The sequence below is a fragment of the Polaromonas glacialis genome (assembly GCF_000709345.1).
Taxonomy (GTDB): Bacteria; Pseudomonadota; Gammaproteobacteria; order Burkholderiales; family Burkholderiaceae_C; genus Polaromonas; species Polaromonas glacialis.
In genome coordinates, this window is sequence record NZ_KL448323.1 from 1,212,501 (window position 1) to 1,238,198 (window position 25,698).

Consider the following 25,698-nt stretch of genomic DNA (forward strand, 5'->3'; position numbering starts at 1 on the left):
CAGCGTTGGGTAAAAGGTGTTTCTCTGCAAGCAGGGGCCGCAGGCGCAGCGGCCCCCTCGGGGGGCAGGGAGTTACACGCAGTGAACGAACGTGGGGGCCATCTTTAGGCCATTTTGCAGCCAGCGCCCGAGTCGGCCAAGGCCTTGGCCGCAATGCCGATCACCTTGTTTTCCTTGTTTTCGACCACGCGCAGGTAGATGTCCTGCACCGGGTTGTGTGCCTTGCTCATGGTCCACTTGCCGCGCGGACTGTCGATGGTGGCGCCTTCCATGGCCTTGTACAGCGCGGGTTTGGCGCTCAGGTCGCCCTTGACGGCGTTGGCGCCCTGGATGAGCAGCAGGCCGGTGTCGTAGCCCTGCACCGCGTACACGTCGGGCTGGCTGCGAAAAGCCTTCACGTAGTCCAGCCGGAACTGCCTGTTGCGCGGCGTGTCGAGCGAGTCGCTGTAATGCATGGTGGTGACGATGCCGTCGGCCGCCGGGCCAGCGGCGTCGAGCACGCCTTCGGTCAAAAAGCCCGAACCATACAGCGGGATTTTTCCCTTGAGGCCTGCGGCCGCATAGTCGCGGATGAATTTGGCTGCGCCGCCGCCGGCAAAGAAGCAGGCCACAGCGTCGGGCTTGAGCGCGGCAATTTCGGTCAGCAGCGCCTGGAACTCGACATTGGGGAAGGGCAGGCCGAGTTCCTTGACGATGGTGCCGCCGGCTGCCGTATAGCTTTCCTTGAAGCCTTCAAAAGCCTCGTCGCCAGCGGCGTACTTCCAGGTGATCCAGACGGTTTTTTTATGGCCCCTGTCCACCATGACCTTGCCCAAGGCCCGGGTCGGCTGCGAATTGCTGAAGGAGGTGCGGAACACGTTGGGCGCGCACAGGGCGCGGGTGGCTGCATGCACGCCGGCATTGGGAATCAGGCACAGCACGCCACTGTCGCGCGCGACCTTCTGGATGCCCATCTGCACGCCCGAATGCACGGTGCCGACGAGAACATCGACCTTGTCGCGCTGCACCAGCTTGCTGGCGTTTTCAATGCCCTTGGACGGTTCGGACTCGTCATCGACCTTGAAGTATTCGATCTCGCGGCCGCCGAGCTTGCCGCCCTGTTCATTGATGGCCATGCGAAAGCCGTTTTCAATCGCCACGCCAAGCTGGCTGAAGGTTCCCGTGTAAGGCAGCATGAACCCCACCCGGACCTTGCCCGATTGGGCGCGAACGATTCCGGGCAGCAGCGCGCCGGTTGAGGCGGCTCCCATCACGGCAGCGCTGCGGGTGAGGACCAGACGACGAGTGGGCATGCAATTCCTTGGTGGGTAACAGGTATGAATCGAATATAAGATGGCTGGCGGCCGTGCCGCCTAGTGTAAAACCCGAGCTTGAGAGGCGAATTGTTTAGCTGTGAAGTATTTTCAAGCGATTTTCCTTGCCGCGAATGGGTGCTTTTCAGGTTGGGCAGCCGCCTTATTTCAGGAACCAGAGCCGGCGGCGCCAGGTGCGCTGACTTGCTCCAAGACGGCTTTGAGCCAGGCGCGACACCATTGGGCGCCCTTTGCCTCGGGCAGCGTGCCATCGCTCGAATCCAGAAAGCAGATGTCGCCCAGGCGCTGTGCGCCCAGGTCCTGCAGGCGCTCGTCAAAGCGCTTTCCTCCAAAGCCATAGGTTTGCGAATGCGCCATGCTGTCTCCAAGCGCGATCACGCCATAACGGACATGGCCCAGAAACCGGGCTTGCGCGTCCAGAGAATGGAAAAGCATCTGCGCATTGTCCGGAACATCACCCTCGCCATAGGTGGAAATGCACACCAGAAAGAGCGTATCCGCGGCTTTTTCGGCATCGAAGACATGGATGTCCAGACCGTCCATCCATTCAACCTCGACAGGACGGGCCAGATCGGCGCATTCCATCTGAATGGCCTGCGCGACATGGTCCGCCGTGTGGGTCATGCTGCCGACCAGGATTTTCAGTTTCATTTGGGAGGGTCCGGAGGGTTGGGAATGCAGGGAGTTGAAGAAGACTGGACGGAAAGTATATTTCCGCTGCACCAGCGCTTTCATTGGGGTGCCTGCCTTGCCAGGATAGAAAAGTGGGGCAGCGCATTAAAAAGTTTGGCGCAGCCCAAGGCAGCGCATTTTTACGGACTATAATAATCAACTTGTCGGAGTGTGGCGCAGTCTGGTAGCGCACCTGGTTTGGGACCAGGGGGTCCAAGGTTCGAATCCTTGTACTCCGACCAAAAATCAATAAAAAGCTCACTTGGTGGGCTTTTTTTATATCTGTCCGTAGCTCAGTTGGATAGAGCATCAGCCTTCTAAGCTGAGGGTCGGGGGTTCGATCCCCTCCGGACAGACCAAATCAGCATTTCATACCGTCTCACAACACATCAAAACCCGCGTAGTTCATAGCTACAGCGGGTTTTTTGTTGTCTCATGCAATGTCACGGGATACCATCACATACCAACTTAATTATGGTATTTTTGTTGGTACATGCCGATACCAGCAAACCCGATACCAACAAAGGGCAGACCGTGGCGCTTACCGACACCTTCACGCGAAACACCAAGCACAGCGGCGCACCTGCTGGCGACAAGCACAGCGACGGCGGCGGGATGTACCTGCACATCACCAAGGCCGGGAAATACTGGCGCATGAATTACCGCTTCGCAGGCAAGCAAAAGACGCTGGCGCTTGGCGTGTACCCGGCGGTATCGCTGGCCGAGGCCCGGCAAGGACGCGACAAGGCCCGCAAGCTGCTGGCGCAAGGCACAGACCCTAGTACCGCCAAGCGTGAAGATCAACGCGCCACGGCGACGGCAGCGGCAAACACCTTCGAGCTGGTGGCGCGGGAGTTTCACAAAAGCAAAGGAGATTCCTGGTCAACCGCCTATGCCGCCAAGTGGCTGCGCGGCCTGGAGAAAGACCTGTTCCCCTACGTGGGCGCGCTTGCGCTGGCAACCATCACGGCACCTGTGCTGCTCGACGCTTTGCGCCGGGTAGAAAAGCGCGGTGCGATTGAATCGGCCCACACCCTCAGGCAGACAGCCGGGCAGGTGTTCCTCTATGGCGTGCAGACAGGGCGCTGTGAACGCAATCCTGCACCTGATCTGAATGGCGCATTGAAGCCCGTCAACGTCACGCACATGGCCGCCATCCTAGAGCCGGTCAAGGTAGGCGAACTGATGCGCGCCATCGACGGCTATTCAGGCCAGCCCATGACCCGGACGGCGCTGGCGCTGTCTGCCTTGCTGTTCCAGCGGCCTGGCAACATCCGGCAGATGGAATGGGGCTGGGTGAATGTTGAAGCTGCCTTGATGACCATCCCCAGCGAGGACATGAAGCGGCGCAAGCACCAGAAGGTGAACGGCAGGCCGCACCTGGTTCCGTTGGCACCGCAAGCGCTGGCCTATCTGGCCGAGTTGCGCCCATTGACCGGCCACGGGCGGTATGTGTTTCCCAGCCTGCGCACGGGTGAGAGGCCAATGAGCGACAACACCATCAATGCAGCTTTGCGGCGCATGGGGTTCAGCCAAGACGAGATGAGCGCCCACGGATTCAGGGCCACGGCAAGGACGCTGATGATCGAGCGGATGCCCGGCATATCGGCGGACGTGATCGAGGCACAACTCGCACACGGTAAATCCGGGCCGCTGGGCATGGCCTACGACCGGGCCGAGTTCATGGAACAGCGGCGCAAGATGATGCTTGAGTGGGCAGACTACCTGGACAAGCTGCGCATGGGCGGCGAGGTCATCCAGTTTAAGGCGGCATAACAGTTTTGAGCCACGCCTAGCCACGGACTAATTACCCGTGGTGAACACCGGGACACCCTGACCCGGCGGCGCTGGTTTTCTTTTCAGGTGCGAGATAGGGAACGCATGTACGGCAAAAAACTTTCAACTGAACGAGCACTGAAATATATCGACGCACACCTTATTGGGGATGGGCAGCACTCAATTGAAAAGGTTGTTGTCGTAGTTGAATGGGTAAACAGGTTGATTGACGATGAGCGCCAATTCGGCATAGGAACGCAAGAAGAACAGCTTGAGTTGTTTGAATATTTGGTTTGTATTTCGCGCAAAAAGCCTCATGGAGGCATAGACGTTTTGGCAAAAATGATGATGACCAAATGGGTAGAGAAGTCACAAAATTTGTACGCCAAGGCATACCGTTTGGGGCACGACGACGGAAATATAAACGGGAGTCACCACGCCACTAAAAGAGGCATTGCGAAGGTTGAAAAGGTAAAAAAAATAAACGTTAATCGAGCGTCAGTAAGAGGGCGTGCTGCAGCCGATGCGCTACACAGCAAACCGGGCAACAGTCGGGATAAGCAAGATGCAATCCGCGCCGCATGGGCAGGCGGAAATTATTCAAGTCGTGATTTATGTGCAGAACAAGAATGCGCCGCATTGAATATGGCATTTGGCACAGCGAGAAGGGCGCTACGCAATACGCCTGAGCCGCCTAGACGCTGCACTGCATAGGCTAGACGCTGCACTGCACAAGGGATTCCAGCAAGGAAAGTAAAGCTCAACACTGTGGCCTTCACTCACAGAAGGTTACGCAATGTTGATAAAAGAAACTACCCAAACCAAGACTATTGCCCACGCTATCCCGGCGCTCAAGGCAACCATCCACCAATCGGTTTTCGACGCCATGGCCGACGGCGCATACATCCGCGAAGCGCTGTTGGTTTCCAGTCCAAAGCGTCCGGGCGTAGCAGCACCGCTGCCTTTCTCAGCCCCGACCCTTTGGCGAAAAGTCCGAGAGGGCACGTTCTGCAAGCCCTACAAATTGTCCAACCGCGTGACCTGCTGGAAAGTTGGCGAGGTTCGGGCCTGGCTGGCAGCTCAGGAAGCGCAGACCTACGACACATCGGCTGTGACTGCAAAATTGTCCAAGCGCAATGCGCAGGCGGCAGCATGAACATCAAGACCGACGCCGCGCTGGTGTACCAGCACCCGGATGGCTTCACGCTGGCTTTTAATGACAACGTGCTGACCGCGACCGATGACAGCGACAACACCGTGCAGATTCCGATTGGCTCGACTGGCCTGATCGCGCTGGGCGAGCTGCTGACGGCCATCGGCAAGAACCGGGAGTTCCACGGATGCTGAACACACCCGACGACAAGCGCAAAGCCCTGGCTGAAATCTTGGCAGCGCACCCCGGCAACAGTTGCACCGTGCAGTGCGACCGCATCCGGGCCGCGCTGAGCCGCTTCAATCTCACGACCTTTGAGGCCATGCGCCATCTGGACGTGTACGACCCGAGGGCGCGTGTGCTGCAACTGCGCAAGGCAGGGGAGTTCATCACAACCACCTGGAGCCGCATCACTACCGAGTCAGGAGACTTGCACCGTGTTGGCGTGTATGTGCTGGGAACAGGGGGCGCGCAATGATGACGGCCATAAAAAAAGCCGCCGGGGGCTTCAAGACCACCACGGCGACCGCAACACATAACGCTACGGATTTTATAGCTACTGGCGCATGTCAGGCAAGCGCAGGAGTCGCTTTTCTTGCCTTTCCTTGCCACGGTATCGGCAAGGCTGACAAAGGCGCTGCAAAGGGCTGTGCTACAGTTCTTTTCGGTGCTATCCACACCATAAAACAAGCGGGTAACCTCCCCGACAGCGAGGTTTTTTCACGTTCCGAATTTGAAGCTGGGCTGACTTTTCAGCGCAGTGATGGTTACGGGGCTGGGAGTGCCCATCCGCAAGGACGGCAGCACAACTTGTTTTGTGTGGATATACCCAGCTCCACCTTACGGTCTATCCAGCCGGACGGTGGCCTTTCAGTTCAACAAGGAACGAAAACCATGACCACGGTCAACGCCATCACCACGCCCAAAACGGGCAACACCTCCGCGCTGATCCGTCAGCAAGCCATTGAATCCGCCCTGAGCGACGCGCTGCACCTGGTGCGCACCACCGGCACCCAGAACGGCATTCATGCAGCGACAGGCCGGGCCATCCGGGCCGCATCCATGCTGAAACAGGCTTGTGCAGAGTTCGCCATCGAAGGCGGTGCAGCATGACCACCACGACAGAACAAAAGCGCTTTGTCACGCTGCAAGCGCAGTTCGCCAAGCACGGCCACACCCTGCACCAGTCCGGCCCTGGCGATGGCCCCGGCCCTGTCAGCTACATGGCTGAAAAGTGGGGCATGGCGCGCTATCTGCCCACGCTGGCGGACGCAGAGAAGTTCCTGATTCAAGTAGGAGGTGCGCAATGATCGCCATGAGCAACACCATTGACGAGTTCCGCCAAGCCATCACGGCGGCGGGCCTTGAAGCGCCCGACCACATCGTGCCGGGCCGCGTCATCAAGTTCCCTGGCCATCAAAAGAGCGGCAGCAACAAAGCGGCCTGGTGCTTCATGTTTGACGACTTGCGCGGCGGCGTGTTTGGTGACTATTCAACCAACATGGAAAGCACCTGGCAGGCCAGCAATTCAGCCCCGTACACCCCGGCCGAACGCCAAGCGCACCTGGCAAATATCAAGGCTGTGCAGGCACAGCGCGACGCCGACACGCTGGCAAGCCAGCAACAGGCCAGCGAAACCGCCCTGCAGCGGTTCAATGACGCCACGCCCTGCACCCAGCACGCCTACACCGGCACGAAGGGCGTGCAGTGCCACGGCGTGCGGATTGACGCGGCAGGCGCTTTGCTGATCCCCATGCGCGACACGGCGGGCAAGCTGCACAGCCTGCAAGCCATCACGCCAGACGGCGAAAAGCGGTTTCACCCCGGCGGACGGGTGAAGGGCTGCTATCACGCCATCGGCAAGCCAGCGGGCCGCATCATCGTCTGCGAAGGCTACGCGACCGGCGCAAGCATTCATGAAGCCACGGGTGACGCGGTGGCCGTCAGCTTCAATGCGGGCGGAATGATACCGGTGGCACTGGCGCTGCACGACAAGCACCCCGGCTTGCAGATCATCATGGCCGCCGATGACGACCACCTGACGGACGGCAACCCCGGACTGAGCAAGGCGACAGCGGCGGCGCAGGCCGTGGGCGCTCTGCTGGCCGTGCCATCGTTCCCGGCGGGCAGGCCCGACAAGGCGACCGACTTCAACGACCTGGCCGCGCTGGCGGGGCTGGACGCGGTGAAGGCTTGCATGGATGCCGCTATTGAATCAGGAGCTGCCCATGCAGACGGAGCGTTCGCAACAGGCCAGATTGATCTGTGGCCAGAGCCTACGCCATTGCCTGACGCCTTGCCCCCGGTGCAGCCGTTTGATGCCGACCTGTTGCCCCTGGCCTTGCGCGGCTGGGTCATGGACATTGCGCACCGGATGCAATGCCCGGCTGACTTTCCTACGGTGGCCGCGCTGGTGGCCTTGTCCAGCCTTATTGGTGCGCGGGCCGTAGTGCAACCCAAAGCGCGGGATGAATGGCAGGTAGTGCCGAACTTGTGGGGAATGACCATCGGCAGGCCGGGCGTGAAGAAAAGTCCGGCCCTGAGCGAAGCCTTGAAGCCCTTGAACCGCCTGCAAGCCGATGAGTTCGAGCTGCACCAAGCTGCGCATGACGCCTGGGAATTGGACTGCAAGGTCTCGACCATGCAAGATGATCTGAACGAGAAAAAGGCAAAGGGGCTGGCTGGCAAAGACCCGGCAGCGGCGCGGGCGCTGCTGGAGCCGGTGGCCCTGCCCGCCGAACCATCGGCGCGGCGCTTCACCGTCAACGATGCCACGGTGGAAAAGCTGGGTGAACTTTTGACGCAAAACCCGTGGGGCACCTTGTCCTATCGGGACGAGCTGTACGGGCTGCTGACTGGCCTGGACAAGCAGGGCCAAGAGGGTTCACGCGCTTTTTATTTGCAAAGCTATGACGGCAACCAAGGCTACACCTTTGACCGTATCGGGCGCGGAACGGTGCATATCCCGCGTGTGTGCCTGGCGATGATCGGCGGTATCCAGCCGGGCCGGATTCAAGAATATGTCCGGGGCGCGGTGGCCGGTGGCTCTGCAGACGATGGCTTGCTGCAGCGCTTCGGGCTGGCCGTCTGGCCGGACACGGGCGGCGAGTATGTCCACGTTGACCAATGGCCCGACACGCCCGCCAAGCAAGCCGCATGGGCCGTGTTCGAGCGCCTGGCCGCGCTGCAGCCCGCCAGCGATACGGAGCCGACCGTCTGGCGCTTTGACGATGATGCGCAAGCCCTGTTCGCGGAATGGCTGATCCCGTTTGAAAACGAGATACGCGGCGACGAACTGCACCCGGCGATGGTCTCGCACCTGTCCAAGTACCGCAAGCTGATCCCGGCGCTGGCGCTGGTGTTCGCCATGATCGACACGCCCGACAGCGGCGGCGTGATCCATGAGCCTGAGCTGCTGCGGGCGCTGGCCTGGGGGGATTACCTGCGCACCCATGCCAACCGGCTGTACGCGGCGGCAGTCACGCCCGAGACCACGGGCGCGGCGGCGCTGCTGGTCAAGATCAAGGCAGGCAAGCTGACCAACAAGGACGGCGTGATCCTGGACAGCTTCACTCCCCGGCAGGTGGCTATCAAGCATTGGGCGGGGCTGGACACGCCGGATGCCGTGCGCAAGGCAGCGGACGTGCTGGCGGACTTCGATTGGTTGCGGCGGGAGGTTGTACCCGGCGGCGCGACAGGTGGCAGATCGAGCGACCGCTACACCGTCAATCCGATGGCAAGAGGCACGGCATGAACTGGCTGGCAAGACTCAAAAAAACGCAGATACCCCCCCAAACCGACGCTACGAACGCTACGAAACCGGGTTTTGTAGCGTTTGTAGCGTCCATTGCGGCACCTATTCAAAAAAAAGAGGGTGTTTCAGCGGCGGCGAACGACCCGGCGCAAACCGTGGGGCTGGCAACCAGTTTGGCGGTATCCACGCCGGTATCCAGCCAAACGCCGGTTTTCATCGAACCGCCAGAACCACCGACCGACCCGAACGCTTGGCGCGAACTGGCGACGGTCTACCACCTGCACCACTTCAAGTGCAGCGCCTGCATTGCCGCCGGGCGCGGCGCTGGGTACGGCCTGCGCTGTGGCACGGGCGCGGCGCTGTGGGCTATTTATGACAAAGCATCTGAAAGACAAACACCATGACCCAGCCAAAGACACCGGCAAGCAATCCGAAGGCTTTGAGCTTGACCCGCCCACCTGGGCAGACCAAGGCGCAAACCTTGTCCCGTGCCGCCTTGCGCCCGTCCATCAATTGCGCGTCAGTGATCGAAGCCTATCAAGGCAACCTGATGGGCGCAGACGTTGACCTGGGCGAGCTGGTGAACGGCTTGAGCGAATCCTGCAAGGGCGTGAAGGATGGCGACCTGTCCACCGTTGAAGCCATGCTGGTCGGGCAGGCGACGGCGCTGCAAACTATCTTTTCCAGCCTGGCGCGGCGGGCAGCGACGCAGGAACACTTGCGCCAGTACGAAACCTTCATGGGGCTGGCCTTGAAGGCGCAGGCGCAGAGCCGGGCGACCATATCGGCGCTGGTGGATTTGAAATACCCAAGGCAGGCCACCTTTGTGAAGCAGGCCAACATTGCCCACGGGCCGCAACAGGTGAACAACGGCGCGGAGGTGGATCAATTCACGCACGCAAAGCAAACCCAGCCCAAGCAAAACGAACTATTAGAGGAAGCACAGCATGGCAGCACGCACCTGGACACAAGTGCAACGGCAAAAGCAACGCGAAGCCATCAAGCGGTGGAAGCCGTGGCAACAGTCCAGCGGGCCAAAAAGTCCAGAGGGTAAGGCAACGGCGGCTGGCAATGCCTGGACGGGTGGCGAGTGGAAAAAGTTACGGCAGGCCATCAAGGCGATGAATGAGGCTATGCGCAAGCAGCGGGACTGGCTAGAGAAAGCGTAAAAAGTTTGAATCTTCAGACGCAGGAAACCGACTAAATCATCTGGATTTGCGCGAACCTACAAATTGCGTCTTGTATGCAAACTTTAGGGCTTCTTATCCCACCGCTCTGAACCCACCTTTAATCCAGCCAACGCACCAGCCAATTAAATACAGGCCTAATGAGATGCAAGGGAAGGAAATGAGTGTGCCAAACACTACATTCCTACCGTCTTCGCGGGCGATTTCGGCAGTTTGCTTGGCGGTGTCCATATCGGCAAGTATCGAGGTGCGCTGTTGATCAAAAAAAATGCACTCCTTCACCGTACTCAACGATTCAGGCTTAACCATCTCGTCATCTTTAAACGAACGAGGTATCCATTTTTGCTCACGAAGTTTCATCGTGTACGCCTCGATGGCGTTATCGTACTTCGCCCATTCGCCATAGAACTTTCCGCCCGATGTCTCGATGGCAAATAGTCGCGCCCTGGCTTCATCCAGTTTCACTTGGGTTGCAGCCATCAATTCCCTGGCCTTCGCTTCTCCCTTGTCGTTGTACTCGGCGTTAAAACGGTCAGCAAACTGCACCTCTTCAGCCGCAGCCCTGCATCGCTGTCGATTTTCAAGTTTCCACTTGTCTGCACTGGCCACCTGTGCCTCGTATAGGCTTGGATCAAATCGCATCCTGGAAGGGTTGGGGAAGAACAAGCTTCCAATGAGTACATGCAGCGCGAGTATCACGCCAGTTAAAACTAACCAAATACGCTGCCAACCATTAAGCCGGGTCAAACCCGCCCGAGGACTGACCAGGTAGGCAAACAGGGAAATCTTTGGCTGGGGGGTCATGTTGAATGAATGGATGAGAATGAACAATTAGACACTCAACAATGAGAAGGAAAAATAGTCCTTAAACAATAAAGTTGTGATTAGAACGGGATAGGGCGGGTTCAAAGCCTGACACATTGTCAGATCGGAAATCACCCGGTATCTCACGCGCAGAATAACTTCTCCATTTGAATTAATTCAAATTCGGCAAATGCCCCAGCCAGCCAGCAAGCTGGGCTGATCTGTTGGCGCTGGTCAACGATAAGCACCTTCAACTTGTGCCAAAAAGGAGACACTTTTCTTTTTGTTGGTATTTATGTTGGTATGTTTTGAATGACGACTGCAAGAACCTAGCATCCATGCGGGTTGCAGCCTGATATTCAATCCCCTCCGGAGACCACATCAGCATTTCACCAAAATCTCCACCACGGGTTTTGATTTTCGCTTCCGTTCAGCAAGTTGGCCGGCGAATACTGGTCGGTCAGGATTCTGGTTCCTTCGGGCCAGTCTACTTTTGTTGAAAACAGCGGCAGCAACCAGTCCTTTCCCGTTCCAAAAAGATTGAGCCTTTGCTCAAGCTGGCCTGCGTTGACCTGGATTTGCGCCATGGGCGGCAATCCGCCGTTTTTGGCCAGGATCACACGGTTTTCTGTCTTCAGGTTGTAGAAAGCGCCAAACACGCCTGCGTAGGTTGTGGATTCGGCGTCGTAGAGCCTGGACGATGAAAAGGTGTTGGCCGCCAGCACGCCGTCTTTTTCAAGCAATGACTTGACCTCCAGCAGGTACTCCCGGGTCAGCATGTGTTCGGGAACATAGACATGGTCAAACGCATCCAGAATGACCAGGTCGTACTTTTTTCCCTGCTTTTGCGCACGCTTGACAAACACCCGGCCATCCTCGATGGCGACGGCGTTGTCCTTGCCGGGTGCGAAGCCAAAAAAACGTTCTGCGACTTTTGCCACGGAAGGGTCAAGCTCGACCGTTTCAATTTTTGCCTGGGGAACGATTTTTTTCAGTGCTGAAGGCAGGCTGCCACCGCCCAGGCCGATGATCAGGATTTTCTGTGGTTGGGGCTTGAGGTAAAGCGCGCCCAGCAGCATCCTGGTGTAGCTGAGCACCAGCGCGTCAGGGTTTTTCAGGGAGATGCAGGTTTGCCGCCCTGTACTTTGACGGCCGAACTTCATGCAGCGAAGGCCTTGTTCCTCGTACACCAGAATGTTGCGGTACAGGGACTTCTCCTGATAGATTTCCTGCGCGCTTGACAAACCTGGAGCCAGTGCAAGGGCCGCGCCCATCAGCCATTCAGGCAATCGCCGCATGCCTGGCCCTTCCCCGGTGAAACACCAGCCCTGCCATGCCTGTCAAAAAAGAGATGGCCATCATTCCCCACAAAATCTGGTCCAGCTCGAACAGCAGCACCAAGTAAAAAGACGTCAGCAGCGTGCCCAGCATGCTGCCGAAGGTCGATACAAAAAAGACTTTGCCGGCGACCTTGCCGCTGGTTCCCAACCCGTCCACGAGTAGCCGGACGGCGTAGGGGGACACTGCGCCAGATATCGTGATCGGCAAAAAGAAAAGCGCGACCGAGGCGCACAGCGCGCCATAGCGGGGATCGGGCACCCGGTCAAAGATGAATTCCAGAATGGGATTGGTTGCCAGCACGCAGGGCAGGGATGCCAGGACGGCCAGCAGCAGGATGGCGCTCAGCTTTTCCAGGCTCGGCCGGCTGGCGGACAGCGATCCCCCAATCAGGTAGCCGATGGACAGCGACAGCATGAACAGCGTGATGATGGCGCCCCATACATAAATGCCCGTTCCGAAGAACGGCCCGAGCGCGCGGCCCCCGAGCAGTTCAAGCGCCATGACGAAAAACCCCGACCAGCCGGCCAGAAGGTAGACAAAAAATTTATACGCTGTCATCAGCGCCTTTGGTATTGCGTGCCGCCAAACAGGATTTCGCGCTCTTTGTCGTCCCGGATCGGCTTGCGCAATTCGGCCAGCACCTCGACGCCGCGCCTGACGGCCGGCCTGGCGCTGATCAGGTGGAACCAGGCTTTCAGATGCGGATAGTCGGCCCAGTCGATGCCCTGGTCTTGCCAGCTGCACAGCCATGGAAAGATGGCGATGTCGGCCACCGTGTACTGGTTGCAGGCCATGAATTTGCTTTTGGCCAGTTGCTTGTCCATGACGCCGTACAGGCGCCGGGTTTCATTGGTATAGCGGTTGACGGCGTAGTCGATTTTCTCGGGCGCGTACTTGCGGAAATGATGGGTCTGCCCGAGCATCGGCCCGACGCTGCCCATCTGGAACATCAGCCATTGCAGGACCTGGAACTTGAGCCGGTCGCTTTTGGGCAGGAATTTGCCGGTTTTCGACGCCAGGTAGAGCAGGATGGCGCCCGATTCGAACAGCGACATCGGCTTGCCATCGGGGCCTTGTGGATCGACCAGGGCCGGTATCTTGTTGTTGGGGCTGATGGCGAGGAACTCGGGCTTGAACTGGTCGCCGGCACCAATGTTGACCGGGAAGACCTGCCAGTCGCGCCCCAGGCGAAGGCCGCATTCCTCCAGCATGATGTGAACCTTGTGGCCATTGGGGGTCGGCCAGGAATAAACATTGATCACGGCGGCTTCCTTTTGCTGGGTTGACGCGACTTTACGGGAAAGGAAACAGCAGGCTGGCCGCTGCAGGCCTGGCTGCCTGGTTGCTGAAAATAAAAAATGGGTGATTTATGCCTTCTTCGCATGTGGGACGGGCACATGATGCTATTTATTGGATAGCATCATGTGCCCGTCAAATAGCCCGAGGCAATCAGCAGCCGCGCGTCACCGGCATGTTGACCTCGCCCGGAATAATCTGGTGCTTGGCCAGTTCAAGCTTGGCCAGCGACGCGCGGTGTACCTCGTCCGGTCCGTCGGCCAGGCGCAGGGTGCGCTGGCTGGCGTACGCATAGGCCAGCGGAAAGTCATCCGACACGCCGCCGCCGCCGTGCGCCTGAATGGCCCAGTCAATGATCTGGCAGGCCATGCTGGGCGCGACCACCTTGATCATCGCAATCTCGGCCTTGGCGACCTTGTTGCCGACGGTGTCCATCATGTAGGCGGCCTTGAGCGTCAGCAACCTGGCCTGCTCGATCATGCAGCGCGACTCGGCAATGCGTTCGCGCCAGACCGACTGCGCCGCAATGGGCTTGCCGAAAGCAATCCGGCTGTTGAGCCGCTGGCACATCAGCTCGACCGCACGCTCGGCAATGCCGATGCTGCGCATGCAGTGGTGGATGCGTCCGGGGCCCAGGCGGCCCTGGGCAATCTCGAAGCCGCGCCCTTCGCCCAGCAGCAGGTTGCTGGCGGGCACGCGAACATTGTCCAGTCGCACTTCCATGTGGCCGTGCGGCGCGTCGTCGTAGCCGAAAACGCTCAAGGGCCGGATCACGGTGACGCCGGGTGAATTGGCGGGAACCAGGATCATCGACTGCTGCTCGTGGCGGCCGGCCTCGGGATTGGTCTTGCCCATCACGATGTACACCGCGCAGCGCGGATCGCCCGCGCCAGACGACCACCACTTCAGGCCGTTGATGACGTAGTCGTCGCCGTCGCGCTCGATGCGGCACTCGATGTTGGTGGCGTCGGAGGAGGCGACTTCCGGCTCGGTCATCAGGAAGGCCGAGCGGATTTCGCCCTTGAGCAGCGGGTCGAGCCATTCGTCCTTGTTCGCTTCGGAGCCGTAGCGGGCGATGGTTTCCATGTTGCCGGTGTCGGGCGCCGAGCAGTTGAACACTTCGGCGGCAAACGGCACGCGGCCCATGATCTCGCACAGCGGCGCGTATTCAAGGTTGGACAGGCCTTCGGGCGCGCGCGGCGAATGCGGCAGGAACAGGTTCCACAAGCCGGCGGCGCGCGCCTTGGGCTTGAGTTCCTCGATCAGCGTGGTGGGAATCCATGCGTTCCCATTAGCCCGGTTTTCAGCGATTTCGCGGAAAAACCGTGCCTCGTTCGGGTAAACATGCTCATCCATGAATTTCAACAGGCGCGCCTGCATTTCCTTAACTTTGGGGGTGTAGTCGAAGTCCATGAAATATCTCCTGAAGGAACGGGTTGTTATGGGAAAAGGCTTGACGGGGAAATCGGTTGAGCGGTGGATGTGTCGAGCAGCGCGTGTTCAGGCCTGCGCCTTGAGCGCAAAGTCCCAGGCCATGCGGGCCAGCAGCGGCGCGCCGGCGGCCGAACTGACCGCCTGCGCGCTGGACGCTGTGCCGGCTTCAACGCGCTTGGCGATGCCCTGCAAAATGGCGGCGATGCGAAACAGGTTGTAGGCCAGGTAAAAGTTCCAGTCGGCCTTGAGCGCCTCGGGCGTGCTCAGCCTGGTGCGCTCGCAGTACCGGGCGATGTACTCGGCCTCGGTCGGGATGCCCAGGCTGGCCACGTCGAGGCCGCCAATGCCGCGAAAGGTGCCGGGCGGAATGTGCCAGGCCATGCAGTGGTAGCTGAAGTCGGCCAGCGGATGACCGAGCGTGGACAGTTCCCAGTCCAGCACCGCCAGCACCCGGGGCTGGGTAGGGTGAAACAGCAGGTTGTCGAGCCGGAAGTCGCCATGCACGATGGACACCATGGCTTCATCGCGGGCGCTGGCCGGAATGTTCGCCGGCAGCCACTGCATCAGGCTGTCCATCTCGGGGATGGGCTGCGTGACGGACGCCTGGTACTGCTTGCTCCAGCGGCCGATCTGGCGCTCGAAGTAGTTGCCGGGCTTGCCGTAGCCGGCCAGGCCGCGTTCGTCAAAATCGACCTTGTGCAGGGCTGAAATGACGCGGTTCATCTCGTTGTAGATGTCGCCGCGCTGGGTGTTGGTCATGCCGGGAAGGGACTGGTCCCACAGCACGCGACCTTCCACGAACTCCATGACATAGAAGGCGCGGCCTATGACGGATTCGTCCTCGCACAGGCAATACATTTTCGGCACCGGCACGTCCGTGCCCTGCAAGCCCTGCATCACCCTGAATTCGCGCTCGACCGCATGCGCCGACGGCAGCAGTTTGGCGACCGGGCCGGGCTTGGCGCGCATCACGTAACTGGCATGGGGCGTGACCAGCTTGTAGGTGGGGTTGGACTGGCCGCCCTTGAAAATCTCAACCTCCAGCGGGCCGCTGAAGCCGTCCAGATGCGTTCGCAGGTAGGCGCCGAGCGCTTCGGTATCAAACGCCTGGCCGGCGGTGACGGCCCGGGTGCCGACGAAATGGTCAAAATTGCTCATGGGGCTTGTCTCCTGGGGCTGTTCTTGTTATTTGTCGGCATCCGCTTCTGAAATGCGCAACAGGGTCTGGCGGTTGCGCACCACCAGGCCGCCCGGCTCGATGCGGATGGCTTCCTCGCGCTCCATCGCCTTGAGTTCCTGGTTGACCCGCTGGCGCGACGCGCCCAGCAGCTGCGCCAGTTCTTCCTGCGCCAGTTGCAGGCTGATGCGGGTATCGCTTCCGTTGGCCAGGCTGGGAACGCCGTAGCTGCGCACCAGGTGCAGCAGCTGCTTGGCCAGCCGCGCGCGCAGCGGCAGCGTGTTGAGGTCCTCGACCAGGCCGAACAGCTGGCGGATGCGCCGCGCATGCAGGCGCAGCAGCGCTTCGTACAGTTCGACATGCTGGCCCAGGATTTTTCGCAGGTCGGCACGCGCCACGCACAGGATGGTGGTGTTCCCGTGTGCATAAGCATCGTGGGTACGCCGTTCGCCGTCGAAGATCGCCACGTCGCCAAACCAGATGCCCGGCTCGACATAGGTCAGCGTGACCTGCTTTCCGGAAATAGACGTCGAACTGACACGCACCGCGCCCATGGCACAGGCGATCCATTCCTCGGGCGGATCGCCGCGCGCCGCGATGAGGTCGCCGTCCTTGAATCGTTTGACGTAAGCGCATCGCAGGATGTCGTGCCTCAGGGAAGGTGAAAGGGATGAGAACCAGCGGCCGCTGTTGATGGCCGCTCTTTCATCTATCGTAAGAATAGGATCGTCCATGGTCTGTCTTTTGGGTGACTAACAAGGTTTGCATTGTCGCTATCGCGACCTGCGGCGGAACTGCCTGCTGTCGCATGGGTGCCTTCTTGCCAGCAAGGCAAGGGCCCATTTCAAGCCGGAATCCCGTGCGGGAGGCGCATTGAACAATTTTTAGCCGATGGCGGTGTCAAGTCAATCGAGAAAACCAGCAAGGACGGATCGCTGCTGTGGTCAGGTCACTGGCAGGGCTGACCCATCAAAAAATGTGTTTCAAAATCAGTCGCAGACTGTCATTTTCCCAGTCGGCTTTTTTGCGCAGCGCCTTGACGTCAACGCCTTTGAGGTGTTTTCCCCCCGCTGTTCAACATGTTGAGCGAGACGATGTCCAACTGATGGCCGGGCTTCAGGCCCGGACGAAGCAAGTCGACGACATGCTCTTGCCGAGCGTTGCTGACGAACTTCATGGATGTCGGTAACTAAAAAGCTGTCCCTGAATGCCGAATCCATGCAAGCGTTAACGCTACTACTCAAGTAGCGAAAATTCATGCCTCGCATGGTTGATGGTTGAAATGTATGGACGAAAAAAAGCCCATGATTTACATGGGCTTTTATCAATTACTGGCGGAAGAGGCGGGATTCGAACCCGCGGTAGGTATAACCCTACGCACGCTTTCCAGGCGTGTGACTTAAACCGCTCATCCACCCTTCCGCGAAGCTTTAAATTATAGCAGTCGCCTGCAGCGGCTTTGCCGGCCAGGCGCAGGAAATTGCCGGTGAACTGTTGATTAGTGCACCGTTCCCTGAAAGCGGTGCTTTTCGAGCTGAGCCATGGTCACGAACTGGAGCGCATTCGCATGCGTGGCTTCCAGGATCACGGGCGGCGCGGCCCCGGCCTCCAGCGCCTCCCGCCAGCGAAGGGCGCACAGGCACCAGCGGTCCCCCGGTTTCAAACCGGAAAAACGGTGCTGGGGCAAGGGCGTGACCAGGTCATTGCCTGCTGCCTTCGAGAAATGCAGGAATTGCGCCGTCACCCGGACGCAGATCAGGTGCGAGCCGTGGTCGCTCGCATCGGTGTTGCAGCAGCCGTCGCGAAAGTAACCGGTCAGCGGGTCGTACGAGCAGGGCGCCAACTCGGTGCCGAGAACGTTTTTTGCATTCATGTTGTCTTGCCTTTGTAAAAAAAACCTGACCGGCCAGCGCTCAGGCCTTGCTGGACTGCACCATTTTCATGGCCGAGGTGATCAACGCGGAGACTTCGGTCATGTTGCTGGGAACGATCAGCGTCGTCGTCGCATCGCTGGCGACCTGCGAATACGCCGCAACCGCTTTTTCCGCCACCTTCAGCTGCACCGCCAGTTCGCCGCCGGGCTGGCGGATCGCCATCGCGACAACTTCGATGGCGCGGGCATTGGCCTCGGCCACGGCCAGGATGGCGGAGGCCTCGCCCTGCGCATTGTTGATGGCGGCCTGTTTTTCGCCTTCGGAGCGGGCGATGAAGGCTTCGCGCTCGCCGGTGGCGATGTTGATCTGCTCCTGCTTGCGGCCTTCGGAGGCGGCGATCAGGGCGCGCTTCTCGCGCTCCGCCGTGATTTGCGACTGCATCGCATGGAGGATTTCCTTGGGCGGCGTCAAATCCTTGATCTCGTAGCGCAGCACCTTCACGCCCCAGTTCAGCGCTGCCTCGTCGATGGCGGCCACCACCTGCGCATTGATGATGTTGCGCTCTTCAAAGGTCTTGTCCAGTTCGAGCTTGCCGATGACCGAGCGCAGCGAGGTCTGGGCCAGTTGCGTGACCGCCACGATGTAGTTGGACGAGCCGTAGCTGGCCCGCATCGCGTCAGTCACCTGGAAATACAGGATGCCGTCCACCTGCAGCTGCGTGTTGTCGCGGGTGATGCAGACCTGGCTGGGCACGTCCAGCGGGATTTCCTTCAGGCTGTGCTTGTAGGCCACGCGGTCAACGAAGGGAATCAGGAAGTTCAGGCCCGGCGTGAGGGTGCCGAGGTATTTGCCCAGACGTTCCACCACCCAGGCATTTTGCTGCGGCACCACCTTGATGCTCTGGATGATAAAAATCCCCGCAAGGATGAGGATGACGAGTGCAATTTCCATGAAAACTTCCTTGTTTTAATTCAAGTTGGGGCCTTGCGCGGGTGGCCCGAAATCTGACCCTTGAGCTTGCCTTACTGCGGTTCGATGACCAGACGGTTGCCCCGCATTTCCTTGATCCGGAAGTTTCCCGGGCTGAATGGTTCAGCAGGGTTGGCCGCTATGGCGGTCCAGTGGGCACCGCGAAAATGCACGCTGGCCGTGCCGTCGGCATTCCACCGCGCCACGTGAACTATGTCGCCAATGTCCAGATGGACGTCCGGGTTGGAATGGGCCGGCATGGGCGCCGGGCGCTGGTTGCGGCCCAAGCGCCATGCGGCCACGGCGCCGCCGCCGACGGCCGCGGCAAGCAGCATCTGGCCCGGCAAGGCCATGCCAAGCGTCGCCGCCAGCGCACCGGCCACCAGTCCGGTGGCCAGCATCAGCAGATAAAACGTGCCTGTCACCAGTTCCACGGCGATGGCCGCGCCTGCCAGCAGCCACCACATGCCTGCTTCGCCCATGATGTTTCCTTTTTTGTCAGTGATTTGCCCTATTTTGGGCCAGATAAACGCCGTCCAACCGGATGGACACAATACATCCTTACACTTCGCAGTCTGAAAAAAGTCTTTGCGCCTTGAAAAAGGACGACTTCAGAGATAAGCGAAAATTGCGGTTTTCCCTGCGCAAGGAATTGCGCGGCTTGCCTGGCCTGCCAGCTGGCGCATCGCGCTTTTCTTCGTCAAACCGTTCGGGCTCAACCTGTCTATGCCTTCTGAACGTTCATTTTCATGCCCTCCGACAGGTTCTGGGCACCCTCAACCGCTGTATACGCCATGAAATTTCGCTTTCCGATTGTCATCATTGACGAGGACTTCCGTTCCGAAAACACCTCTGGGCTGGGCATTCGCGCCTTGGCCCAGGCCATTGAAACCGAGGGCTTCGAGGTGCTTGGCGTGACCGGCTACGGCGACCTGTCGCAGTTCGCGCAGCAGCAAAGCCGCGCCAGCGCCTTCATCTTGTCGATTGACGACGAGGAATTCACCCCCGGCCCGGACCTGGACCCTGCGGTGCTCGACCTGCGCAAGTTCATTGCAGAGGTGCGCCGCAAAAATCTCGACGTGCCGATCTACGTCTATGGCGAAACCAAGACCTCGCGGCACATTCCCAATGACATCCTGCGCGAGTTGCACGGCTTCATCCACATGTTCGAGGACACGCCCGAGTTCGTGGCACGCCACATCATCCGCGAAGCCAAAAGCTACCTTGAAGGCGTGCAGCCGCCGTTTTTCAAGGCGCTTCTGGACTATGCCGAGGACGGCTCGTATTCATGGCATTGCCCGGGCCATTCGGGCGGCGTGGCCTTCCTGAAAAGCCCGGTGGGCCAGATGTACCACCAGTTCTACGGCGAGAACATGCTGCGCTCTGACGTCTGCAACGCGGTGGAAGAACTCGGCCAGCTGCTGGACCACAACGGCGCGATTGGCGCGAGCGAGCGCAATGCCGCGCGCATCTTCAATGCAGACCACTGCTTTTTCGTGACCAACGGCACCTCGACCAGCAACAAGATGGTCTGGCACCACACGGTGGCGCCGGGCGACGTGGTGGTGGTGGACCGCAACTGCCACAAATCCATCCTGCACGCCATCATCATGACCGGCTCCATCCCGGTGTTCCTGAAGCCGACGCGCAACCATTTCGGCATCATCGGCCCTATTCCGCAAAGTGAATTCGAGCCCGAAGCCATTCGCGCCAAGATTGCGGCCAATCCGCTGCTCAAGGGCGTGGATGCCGCCACGGTCAAGCCTCGCGTGCTGACGCTGACGCAATCGACTTATGACGGCGTGCTGTACAACACCGAGACCATCAAGGGCATGCTCGACGGCTACATCGACAACCTGCATTTCGACGAGGCCTGGCTGCCGCACGCCGCTTTCCATCCGTTCTACGGCACCTACCATTCGATGGGCAAGAACCGCATCCGGCCGAAAAACGCCGTGGTGTACGCCACGCAGTCGATCCACAAGCTGCTGGCAGGCATCAGCCAGGCCAGCCATGTGCTGGTGCAGGATTCGCAAAACGTCAAGCTCGACAGGCATTTGTTCAACGAGGCCTACCTGATGCACACCTCGACGTCGCCGCAGTACAGCATCATCGCCAGCTGCGACGTGGCCGCCGCCATGATGGAGCCGCCGGGCGGCACCGCGCTGGTGGAAGAAAGCATTGCCGAAGCGCTGGACTTTCGCCGTGCCATGCGCAAGATCGACGAGGAATACGGCGCCGACTGGTGGTTCAAGGTCTGGGGACCGGACAAACTGGTGGAAGAAGGCATTGGCGAGGCCAAGGACTGGATCATCAAGGGCGAATCGCGCACCGCCAAGACGGCCAAGAACGGCGCCAACAACTGGCACGGCTTTGGCCAGATGGCCACCGGCTTCAACATGCTGGACCCGATCAAGTCGACCATCGTGACGCCCGGGCTGGATTTGAACGGCAAGTTCTCCAAGACCGGTATTCCGGCCAGCATCGTGACCAAGTTTTTGGCCGAGCACGGCGTGATCGTGGAAAAGACGGGGCTCTACAGTTTCTTCATCCTGTTCACCATCGGCATCACGAAGGGGCGCTGGAACACGCTGCTGACGGCGCTGCAGCAGTTCAAGGACGACTACGACAAGAACCAGCCGATGTGGCGCATCCTGCCCGAGTTCTGCCAGAAGTTTCCGAAGTACGAGCGCATGGGCCTGGCCGACCTGTGCCAGCACATCCACACCCTGTACGCCAAATACGACATTGCCCGCCTGACGACGGATGTGTACCTCAGCGACCTGACGCCGGCCATGAAGCCGAGCGACGCGTATGCGCACATTGCCCACCGCACGACCGAGCGCGTGGAAATCGACCATCTGGAAGGCCGCATCACCGTCGGCCTGGTCACGCCTTACCCGCCGGGCATTCCGCTCTTGATCCCGGGCGAGGTGTTCAACAAGAAAATCGTCGATTACCTGAAGTTCTCCCGCGAGTTCAATGCGCAGTGCCCGGGATTCGAGACCGACATCCATGGTTTGGTCGAGCAGGTCGATGCCAAGGGCAAGACCCGCTACTACGCGGACTGCGTCAAGCTGTAGCGCAAGCCGTCAGCTTGCGGGCTGGCTTGGATAAAAAAAGGCCGGCCCCGTGATGGGCGCCGGCCTTTTTCATAGGTGCTGGTTCTTCAGTCTTCCCGCACCCGCATGAAGCTGGCAAAGCGCGGAATGCCGCTGTCGTTCAGTCCCCGGAAGCGGTAGGTGACGCGTGCGCCGATGGCGGGCGGATTTTGCCGCTGGGCATCGCTGAAACCGGTGCCCAATTTGAAGCGCTGCGCCGGCTTGTCGCCTGCTGCCGGAATTTCCACCAGCAGCGCGCCCAGCCTGCCGGCATGCTTGCCCTGGCCGGGAAGGTGCGCCACGACCTGTGCCTCGCTGTCTTCGTGGGTCTTGAGCTTGAGCAGGTCGTCGCTGCGCAGGCCCTTGTACAGGGAGGCGCCGCGATGCAGCATCAAGCCTTCGCCGCCATTTTTGACCGTTCTCGCCAGCAGGATGCGCAGTGCCTGCGGACTGGCCACCTTCGACTGCGCGACCGCCTGCACCCAGTGCTGGTCAATCCGGCTGACCACGCCGTTCAGCGCGGGAATTCGCTCGGTGAAGGTGCCGCCGTGCGCCGGCAGGTCGAAGACCATGAAACGCAGCGTGCGCCAGGCGGCATCATTCGGCGTTTGCTGTCGCACGGTGGAAACGGCTCTGGCGAACTGCCCGTGTCCTGCCCAGAGTTCGCCATCCATGGGCTCTTTCGGCCAGGCGGCCGTGAACCAGGCGGGGGCCGCAACGCGCTCGCCGCCGCGTGTCCAGAGCGCCTGGCCGTCCCAGTAGCCGCGCACGCCGTCGTATTTTTCACTGACCCAGTAGTCGGCCAGGATCGTGCCGTCGCGGTACACATTGGCCAGCATCAATGACGGCGCGGGTGAAGGCTGCGGCGACTGGGCAGGCGCCGCCGCAGGCAGCAGCGACGCTGCGAGGACCAGGCTGGCCAGGGAGGCAAGAAAACGCCGCTGCATCATGAAACGCCTGATGAATATATGCTATGTTTTATATAGCTGTAAACGCATGCTGGGCATGCGAAAAAGGCATGTTTTCTATAAAAAATTCAGGAAACCGACTCGCTGTCGCGGCTGGCGCCTGCCGTGGCGTTGAAGCCGCAATCGACATAGGTAATCTCGGCGGTCATGCCTGATGCCAGATCGCTCAGCAGGAACGCGGCCACATTGCCCACATCGTCGATCGTGACATTGCGGCGCAGCGGCGAGGCCGCCGCCACCATGCCCAGCAGCTTGCCGAAGTCCTTGATGCCGCTGGCGGCCAGGGTCTTGATCGGGCCGGCGCTCAGGCCGTTGACGCGCATGTCCCGGGGGCCGAGCGATTCGGCCAGGTAGCGCACCGACGCTTCCAGGCTGGCCTTGGCCAGGCCCATGGTGTTGTAGTGCGGAATGATGCGGTCCGCGCCCAGGTAGGTCAGCGTCAGCACGGCCGATTTCGGGTTCAGGTAGGGCAGGGCGGCCTTGGTCATGGCTGGAAAGCTGTAGGCGCTGATGTCGTGGGCAATGCGGAAGTTCTCGCGCGAAAGGCCGTCGAGGAAGTCGCCCGCAATGGCTTCGCGCGGCGCGTAGCCGATGCTGTGGACAAAGCCGTCAAAGGTCGGCCAGGTCTTGGACAGGTCGGCAAACAGCTGGTCGATCTGCTCGTCGGAGCCGACATCGCAGTCAAAGATCAGGGTGGAGTCGAAGTCGGCCGCAAATTCGGTGATGCGATCCTTGAACCGCTCGCCCACATAGCTGAACGCCAGTTCGGCGCCCTGTGCGTGGCAGGCCTTGGCAATGCCGTAGGCGATGGACCGGGTGGACAGCACGCCCGTGATCAACAGTTTTTTGCCGGTGAGAAAACCCATTTTTTGTGCTCCAGTGTGTTCGTGTGAACCGGCAAACCGTCTTGCAGGAACGTGCCAGTAATGTACCTGCGGGCTGCAAGAGCTTGCTGATTTAAGTAGGGCAGAATTGTCGCATGCGGGATTTGATTTTTTTACGGGCCTGGGTCCTGGTTTGCGTGGCAGCCTTTGCCCCGCAAAGCCGGGCCGCCCATGCCTATGCGCAGTTTGGCGACATCAAGTATCCAGCAGGCTTCACGCATTTCGATTATGTGAACCCGGCAGCGCCCAAGGGCGGCGAAATCCGCATGGTGCCGCCGACGCGCCCGACCAACTTCGACAAGTTCAACCCCTTCACCCTGCGCGGCACCGCGCCGTATGGACTGGGCATCTTGCTGATCGAAAGCCTGCTGACGGGCAATTCGGAAGAGCCGACCACGGCCTACGGGCTGCTGGCCGACGACGTGGCGGTTGCGCCCGACCAGCTCTCGGCGACATTCCGCCTGAATGACAAGGCGCGCTTTCACAATGGGGCGCCGGTACTGGCCGCCGATGTGCTGCATTCCTGGACGCAGCTCACCAGCAAGCTGGCCGCGCCGCAGTACCGCACGATTTATGCGGAGGTCAAGGGCGTCACGGTGGTGTCGGAGCGGGTCGTTCGCTTTGATTTCCTGACGCCGAACCCCGAACTGCCGCTGGTCGTGGGCGGCATGCCGGTGTTCAGCCGCGACTGGGGAGTGGTCAATGGTCAGCCCAAGCCTTTCGACAAGATCGTTTCCGACATTCCCATCGGCTCAGGGCCGTACAAGATCGCCAGCCCGGCCATGGGCCGCGACATCACCTATGTGCGCGACCCGGCCTACTGGGGCGCCGACTTGCCCAGCCGCAAGGGCCAGTTCAACTTCGACCGCATCAGCTTCAAGATCTACCTGGACGAAACCTCGCGTTTCGAGGGGCTGAAGGCCGGCGAATTCGATTTCCTGCGCGAATTCATCTCGCGCAACTGGGCGCGGCAGTACACCGGCAAGCACTTCACCTCGGGCGAGCTGGTCAAGCGCGCCTTTGAAAACCGCAACCCCGGCGATTTCCAGGGCTATGTGTTCAACCTGCGAAACCCGAAGTTCCAGGATGCGCGGGTGCGGCGCGCCATTGGCCTGGCGATGGATTTCGAATGGATGAACCGGCAACTGTTCTACGGCTTGTACAAGCGCGTCAACGGCTATTTCCCTAACAGCGAGTTCCATGCCGAAGGCCTGCCCCAAGCTGATGAACTGGCCTTGCTCGAACCTTTGCGCGCCAAGCTCAAGCCCGAAGTCTTCGGCCCGGTGCCGGTGTCGCCCAGCACCACGCCGCCCGGCAGCCTCAGGGAAAACCTGCGCCAGGCGCAGGCGCTGCTGCGCGAGGCGGGCTGGACCTACCGTGATGGGGCGCTGAGGAATAGCAAGGGTGAAGCCTTTACCATCGAGTTTTTGAACGACCAGCCTTCGCTGGTGCGCATCGTCGGGCCGTTCCAGAAGGCGCTGGAAAAGCTCGGCATCACCATGACCTACCGCATCGTTGATTTCTCGCTGGGCAAGCAGAAGATGGATGCGTTTGATTTCGAGATAAGCACATTGCGCCTGCCCGGCAGCACGGCGCCCGGCGGGGAACTGCTGGAACTGTTCGGCTCAAAGGCTGCCGCGACGCCGGGTTCCTCCAATGTCTGGGGAATTGCCGACCCGGCGGTCGATGCGCTGCTGCAAAAGGTCGTGACCGCCAGGACGCGTCCCGAACTCGGCGCGGCGATGCGGGCGCTGGACCGGGTGCTGACGCATGGCTACTATTCAGTGCCGCAGTACTACGGCGATGCCTTTCTCATCGGCTACCGGCCGCGTCCTTTCGTGCTGCCGCCGACCATTCCGCCGTATTACCAGCCCGACACCTGGGCGATGAGCACCTGGTGGAGCAAATGACCCCCACGCTTGTCGCTTCGCGTACTGCGCTGCCCCCCGAGGGGGCCGCTGCGCCTGCGGCCCGGCAAAGCCGGTTCCGCGGCCC

At 60.2% G+C, this 25,698-nt stretch carries 26 protein-coding genes and 3 tRNA genes; 14 read left to right on the forward strand and 15 right to left on the reverse strand.

Annotation, left to right across the window (positions count from 1 at the left end; all coding sequences use genetic code 11):
- Positions 1–104: 104 nt before the first annotated feature.
- Together EC86_RS0106140 and EC86_RS0106145 are read right to left on the reverse strand one after the other, a co-directional pair.
- Positions 105–1,292: an ABC transporter substrate-binding protein gene (locus tag EC86_RS0106140; protein WP_029524793.1), complete on the reverse strand. Its 1,188-nt coding sequence runs from the start codon at positions 1,290–1,292 to the stop codon at positions 105–107.
- A 168-nt stretch (positions 1,293–1,460) separates the two neighbouring features.
- Entirely contained in the window at positions 1,461–2,048 is a 588-nt protein-coding gene (locus EC86_RS0106145) for a flavodoxin domain-containing protein (protein WP_232229813.1), read from the reverse strand.
- Between the two features lie 102 nt (positions 2,049–2,150).
- Here EC86_RS0106145 and EC86_RS0106150 point away from each other — a divergent pair.
- The 12 genes from EC86_RS0106150 (at position 2,151) to EC86_RS0106200 (ending at position 9,722) form a co-directional block, all read left to right on the forward strand.
- Positions 2,151–2,227 (forward strand) — tRNA-Pro (locus EC86_RS0106150).
- Between the two features lie 40 nt (positions 2,228–2,267).
- Positions 2,268–2,344: transfer RNA gene (locus EC86_RS0106155), tRNA-Arg, on the forward strand.
- A 175-nt stretch (positions 2,345–2,519) separates the two neighbouring features.
- Positions 2,520–3,761, forward strand: a complete 1,242-nt coding sequence (locus EC86_RS0106160) for a tyrosine-type recombinase/integrase (protein WP_029524795.1) — start codon at positions 2,520–2,522, stop codon at positions 3,759–3,761.
- A 105-nt stretch (positions 3,762–3,866) separates the two neighbouring features.
- Positions 3,867–4,475: a hypothetical protein gene (locus EC86_RS28600; RefSeq protein ID WP_156955237.1), complete on the forward strand. Its 609-nt coding sequence runs from the start codon at positions 3,867–3,869 to the stop codon at positions 4,473–4,475.
- A gap of 82 nt (positions 4,476–4,557) precedes the next feature.
- On the forward strand, positions 4,558–4,917 hold the full coding sequence (locus EC86_RS0106170; RefSeq protein WP_084181209.1) for a helix-turn-helix transcriptional regulator: 360 nt from the start codon (positions 4,558–4,560) through the stop codon (positions 4,915–4,917).
- Positions 4,914–5,108 carry a hypothetical protein gene (locus EC86_RS0106175; RefSeq protein ID WP_029524797.1) on the forward strand — a complete coding sequence of 65 codons (195 nt, stop codon included), beginning with the start codon at positions 4,914–4,916 and terminating at the stop codon, positions 5,106–5,108. Before EC86_RS0106170 ends, EC86_RS0106175 begins: the two co-directional genes overlap by 4 nt.
- Positions 5,102–5,392: a helix-turn-helix domain-containing protein gene (locus EC86_RS0106180; RefSeq protein ID WP_029524798.1), complete on the forward strand. Its 291-nt coding sequence runs from the start codon at positions 5,102–5,104 to the stop codon at positions 5,390–5,392. Before EC86_RS0106175 ends, EC86_RS0106180 begins: the two co-directional genes overlap by 7 nt.
- Positions 5,389–6,027: a hypothetical protein gene (locus EC86_RS28605; protein WP_156955238.1), complete on the forward strand. Its 639-nt coding sequence runs from the start codon at positions 5,389–5,391 to the stop codon at positions 6,025–6,027. Before EC86_RS0106180 ends, EC86_RS28605 begins: the two co-directional genes overlap by 4 nt.
- Entirely contained in the window at positions 6,024–6,224 is a 201-nt protein-coding gene (locus tag EC86_RS0106190) for a hypothetical protein (RefSeq protein WP_029524800.1), read from the forward strand. The genes EC86_RS28605 and EC86_RS0106190 overlap by 4 nt, the downstream gene beginning before the upstream one ends.
- Positions 6,225–6,229: 5 nt before the next feature.
- Positions 6,230–8,668 (forward strand): DUF3987 domain-containing protein, encoded by a 2,439-nt coding sequence (locus EC86_RS26955; protein WP_156955239.1) that lies wholly within the window; start codon positions 6,230–6,232, stop codon positions 8,666–8,668.
- Complete coding sequence (locus EC86_RS28610; RefSeq protein ID WP_156955240.1) at positions 8,665–9,072, forward strand: hypothetical protein; 408 nt, start codon at positions 8,665–8,667, stop codon at positions 9,070–9,072. The genes EC86_RS26955 and EC86_RS28610 overlap by 4 nt, the downstream gene beginning before the upstream one ends.
- A gap of 41 nt (positions 9,073–9,113) precedes the next feature.
- On the forward strand, positions 9,114–9,722 hold the full coding sequence (locus EC86_RS0106200; RefSeq protein ID WP_156955241.1) for a hypothetical protein: 609 nt from the start codon (positions 9,114–9,116) through the stop codon (positions 9,720–9,722).
- Between the two features lie 208 nt (positions 9,723–9,930).
- Here the strand turns inward: EC86_RS0106200 and EC86_RS0106205 are convergent, their stop codons facing one another.
- The 11 genes from EC86_RS0106205 to EC86_RS0106260 all read right to left on the reverse strand — a co-directional run bounded on the left by EC86_RS0106205 (position 9,931) and on the right by EC86_RS0106260 (position 19,232).
- Positions 9,931–10,659, reverse strand: coding sequence for a hypothetical protein (locus EC86_RS0106205; RefSeq protein ID WP_232229815.1), 729 nt, complete (start codon positions 10,657–10,659; stop codon positions 9,931–9,933).
- 389 nt (positions 10,660–11,048) lie between these two features.
- Positions 11,049–11,957 (reverse strand): spermidine synthase, encoded by a 909-nt coding sequence (locus EC86_RS0106210; protein WP_029524804.1) that lies wholly within the window; start codon positions 11,955–11,957, stop codon positions 11,049–11,051.
- Positions 11,941–12,558 (reverse strand): fused MFS/spermidine synthase, encoded by a 618-nt coding sequence (locus tag EC86_RS0106215; protein WP_029524805.1) that lies wholly within the window; start codon positions 12,556–12,558, stop codon positions 11,941–11,943. The genes EC86_RS0106210 and EC86_RS0106215 overlap by 17 nt, the downstream gene beginning before the upstream one ends.
- Complete coding sequence (locus EC86_RS0106220) at positions 12,558–13,262, reverse strand: glutathione binding-like protein (RefSeq protein ID WP_029524806.1); 705 nt, start codon at positions 13,260–13,262, stop codon at positions 12,558–12,560. The genes EC86_RS0106215 and EC86_RS0106220 overlap by 1 nt, the downstream gene beginning before the upstream one ends.
- A 187-nt stretch (positions 13,263–13,449) precedes the next feature.
- A complete protein-coding gene (locus EC86_RS0106225) occupies positions 13,450–14,709 on the reverse strand; it encodes an acyl-CoA dehydrogenase family protein (protein ID WP_029524807.1) in 1,260 nt (419 codons plus the stop codon).
- Positions 14,710–14,796: 87 nt separating this feature from the next.
- Positions 14,797–15,888, reverse strand: a complete 1,092-nt coding sequence (locus tag EC86_RS0106230; protein WP_029524808.1) for a phosphotransferase — start codon at positions 15,886–15,888, stop codon at positions 14,797–14,799.
- Positions 15,889–15,915: 27 nt separating this feature from the next.
- Entirely contained in the window at positions 15,916–16,641 is a 726-nt protein-coding gene (locus EC86_RS0106235; RefSeq protein WP_029524809.1) for a Crp/Fnr family transcriptional regulator, read from the reverse strand.
- 598 nt (positions 16,642–17,239) lie between these two features.
- Positions 17,240–17,329 (reverse strand) — tRNA-Ser (locus EC86_RS0106245).
- Between the two features lie 76 nt (positions 17,330–17,405).
- Positions 17,406–17,780, reverse strand: a complete 375-nt coding sequence (locus EC86_RS0106250; protein WP_029524810.1) for a DUF2237 family protein — start codon at positions 17,778–17,780, stop codon at positions 17,406–17,408.
- A gap of 40 nt (positions 17,781–17,820) precedes the next feature.
- Positions 17,821–18,732, reverse strand: a complete 912-nt coding sequence (locus tag EC86_RS0106255; protein WP_029524811.1) for an SPFH domain-containing protein — start codon at positions 18,730–18,732, stop codon at positions 17,821–17,823.
- A 71-nt stretch (positions 18,733–18,803) separates the two neighbouring features.
- On the reverse strand, positions 18,804–19,232 hold the full coding sequence (locus tag EC86_RS0106260) for an NfeD family protein (protein WP_029524812.1): 429 nt from the start codon (positions 19,230–19,232) through the stop codon (positions 18,804–18,806).
- Positions 19,233–19,544: 312 nt separating this feature from the next.
- Here EC86_RS0106260 and EC86_RS0106265 point away from each other — a divergent pair, with 312 nt between their 5' ends.
- Positions 19,545–21,833 (forward strand): arginine/lysine/ornithine decarboxylase, encoded by a 2,289-nt coding sequence (locus EC86_RS0106265; RefSeq protein ID WP_029524813.1) that lies wholly within the window; start codon positions 19,545–19,547, stop codon positions 21,831–21,833.
- Between the two features lie 86 nt (positions 21,834–21,919).
- On the opposite strand, the gene EC86_RS0106270 is transcribed toward EC86_RS0106265, so the two are convergent.
- The gene (locus tag EC86_RS0106270; protein ID WP_036772832.1) at positions 21,920–22,798 is read right to left on the reverse strand and encodes a DNA ligase; all 879 of its coding nucleotides are present in this window, start codon (positions 22,796–22,798) and stop codon (positions 21,920–21,922) included.
- An 89-nt stretch (positions 22,799–22,887) separates the two neighbouring features.
- Complete coding sequence (gene fabI, locus EC86_RS0106275; RefSeq protein ID WP_029524815.1) at positions 22,888–23,685, reverse strand: enoyl-ACP reductase FabI; 798 nt, start codon at positions 23,683–23,685, stop codon at positions 22,888–22,890.
- Between the two features lie 113 nt (positions 23,686–23,798).
- Here fabI and EC86_RS0106280 point away from each other — a divergent pair, with 113 nt between their 5' ends.
- Positions 23,799–25,613: an extracellular solute-binding protein gene (locus EC86_RS0106280; protein WP_029524816.1), complete on the forward strand. Its 1,815-nt coding sequence runs from the start codon at positions 23,799–23,801 to the stop codon at positions 25,611–25,613.
- The last annotated feature ends 85 nt before the right edge of the window (positions 25,614–25,698 follow it).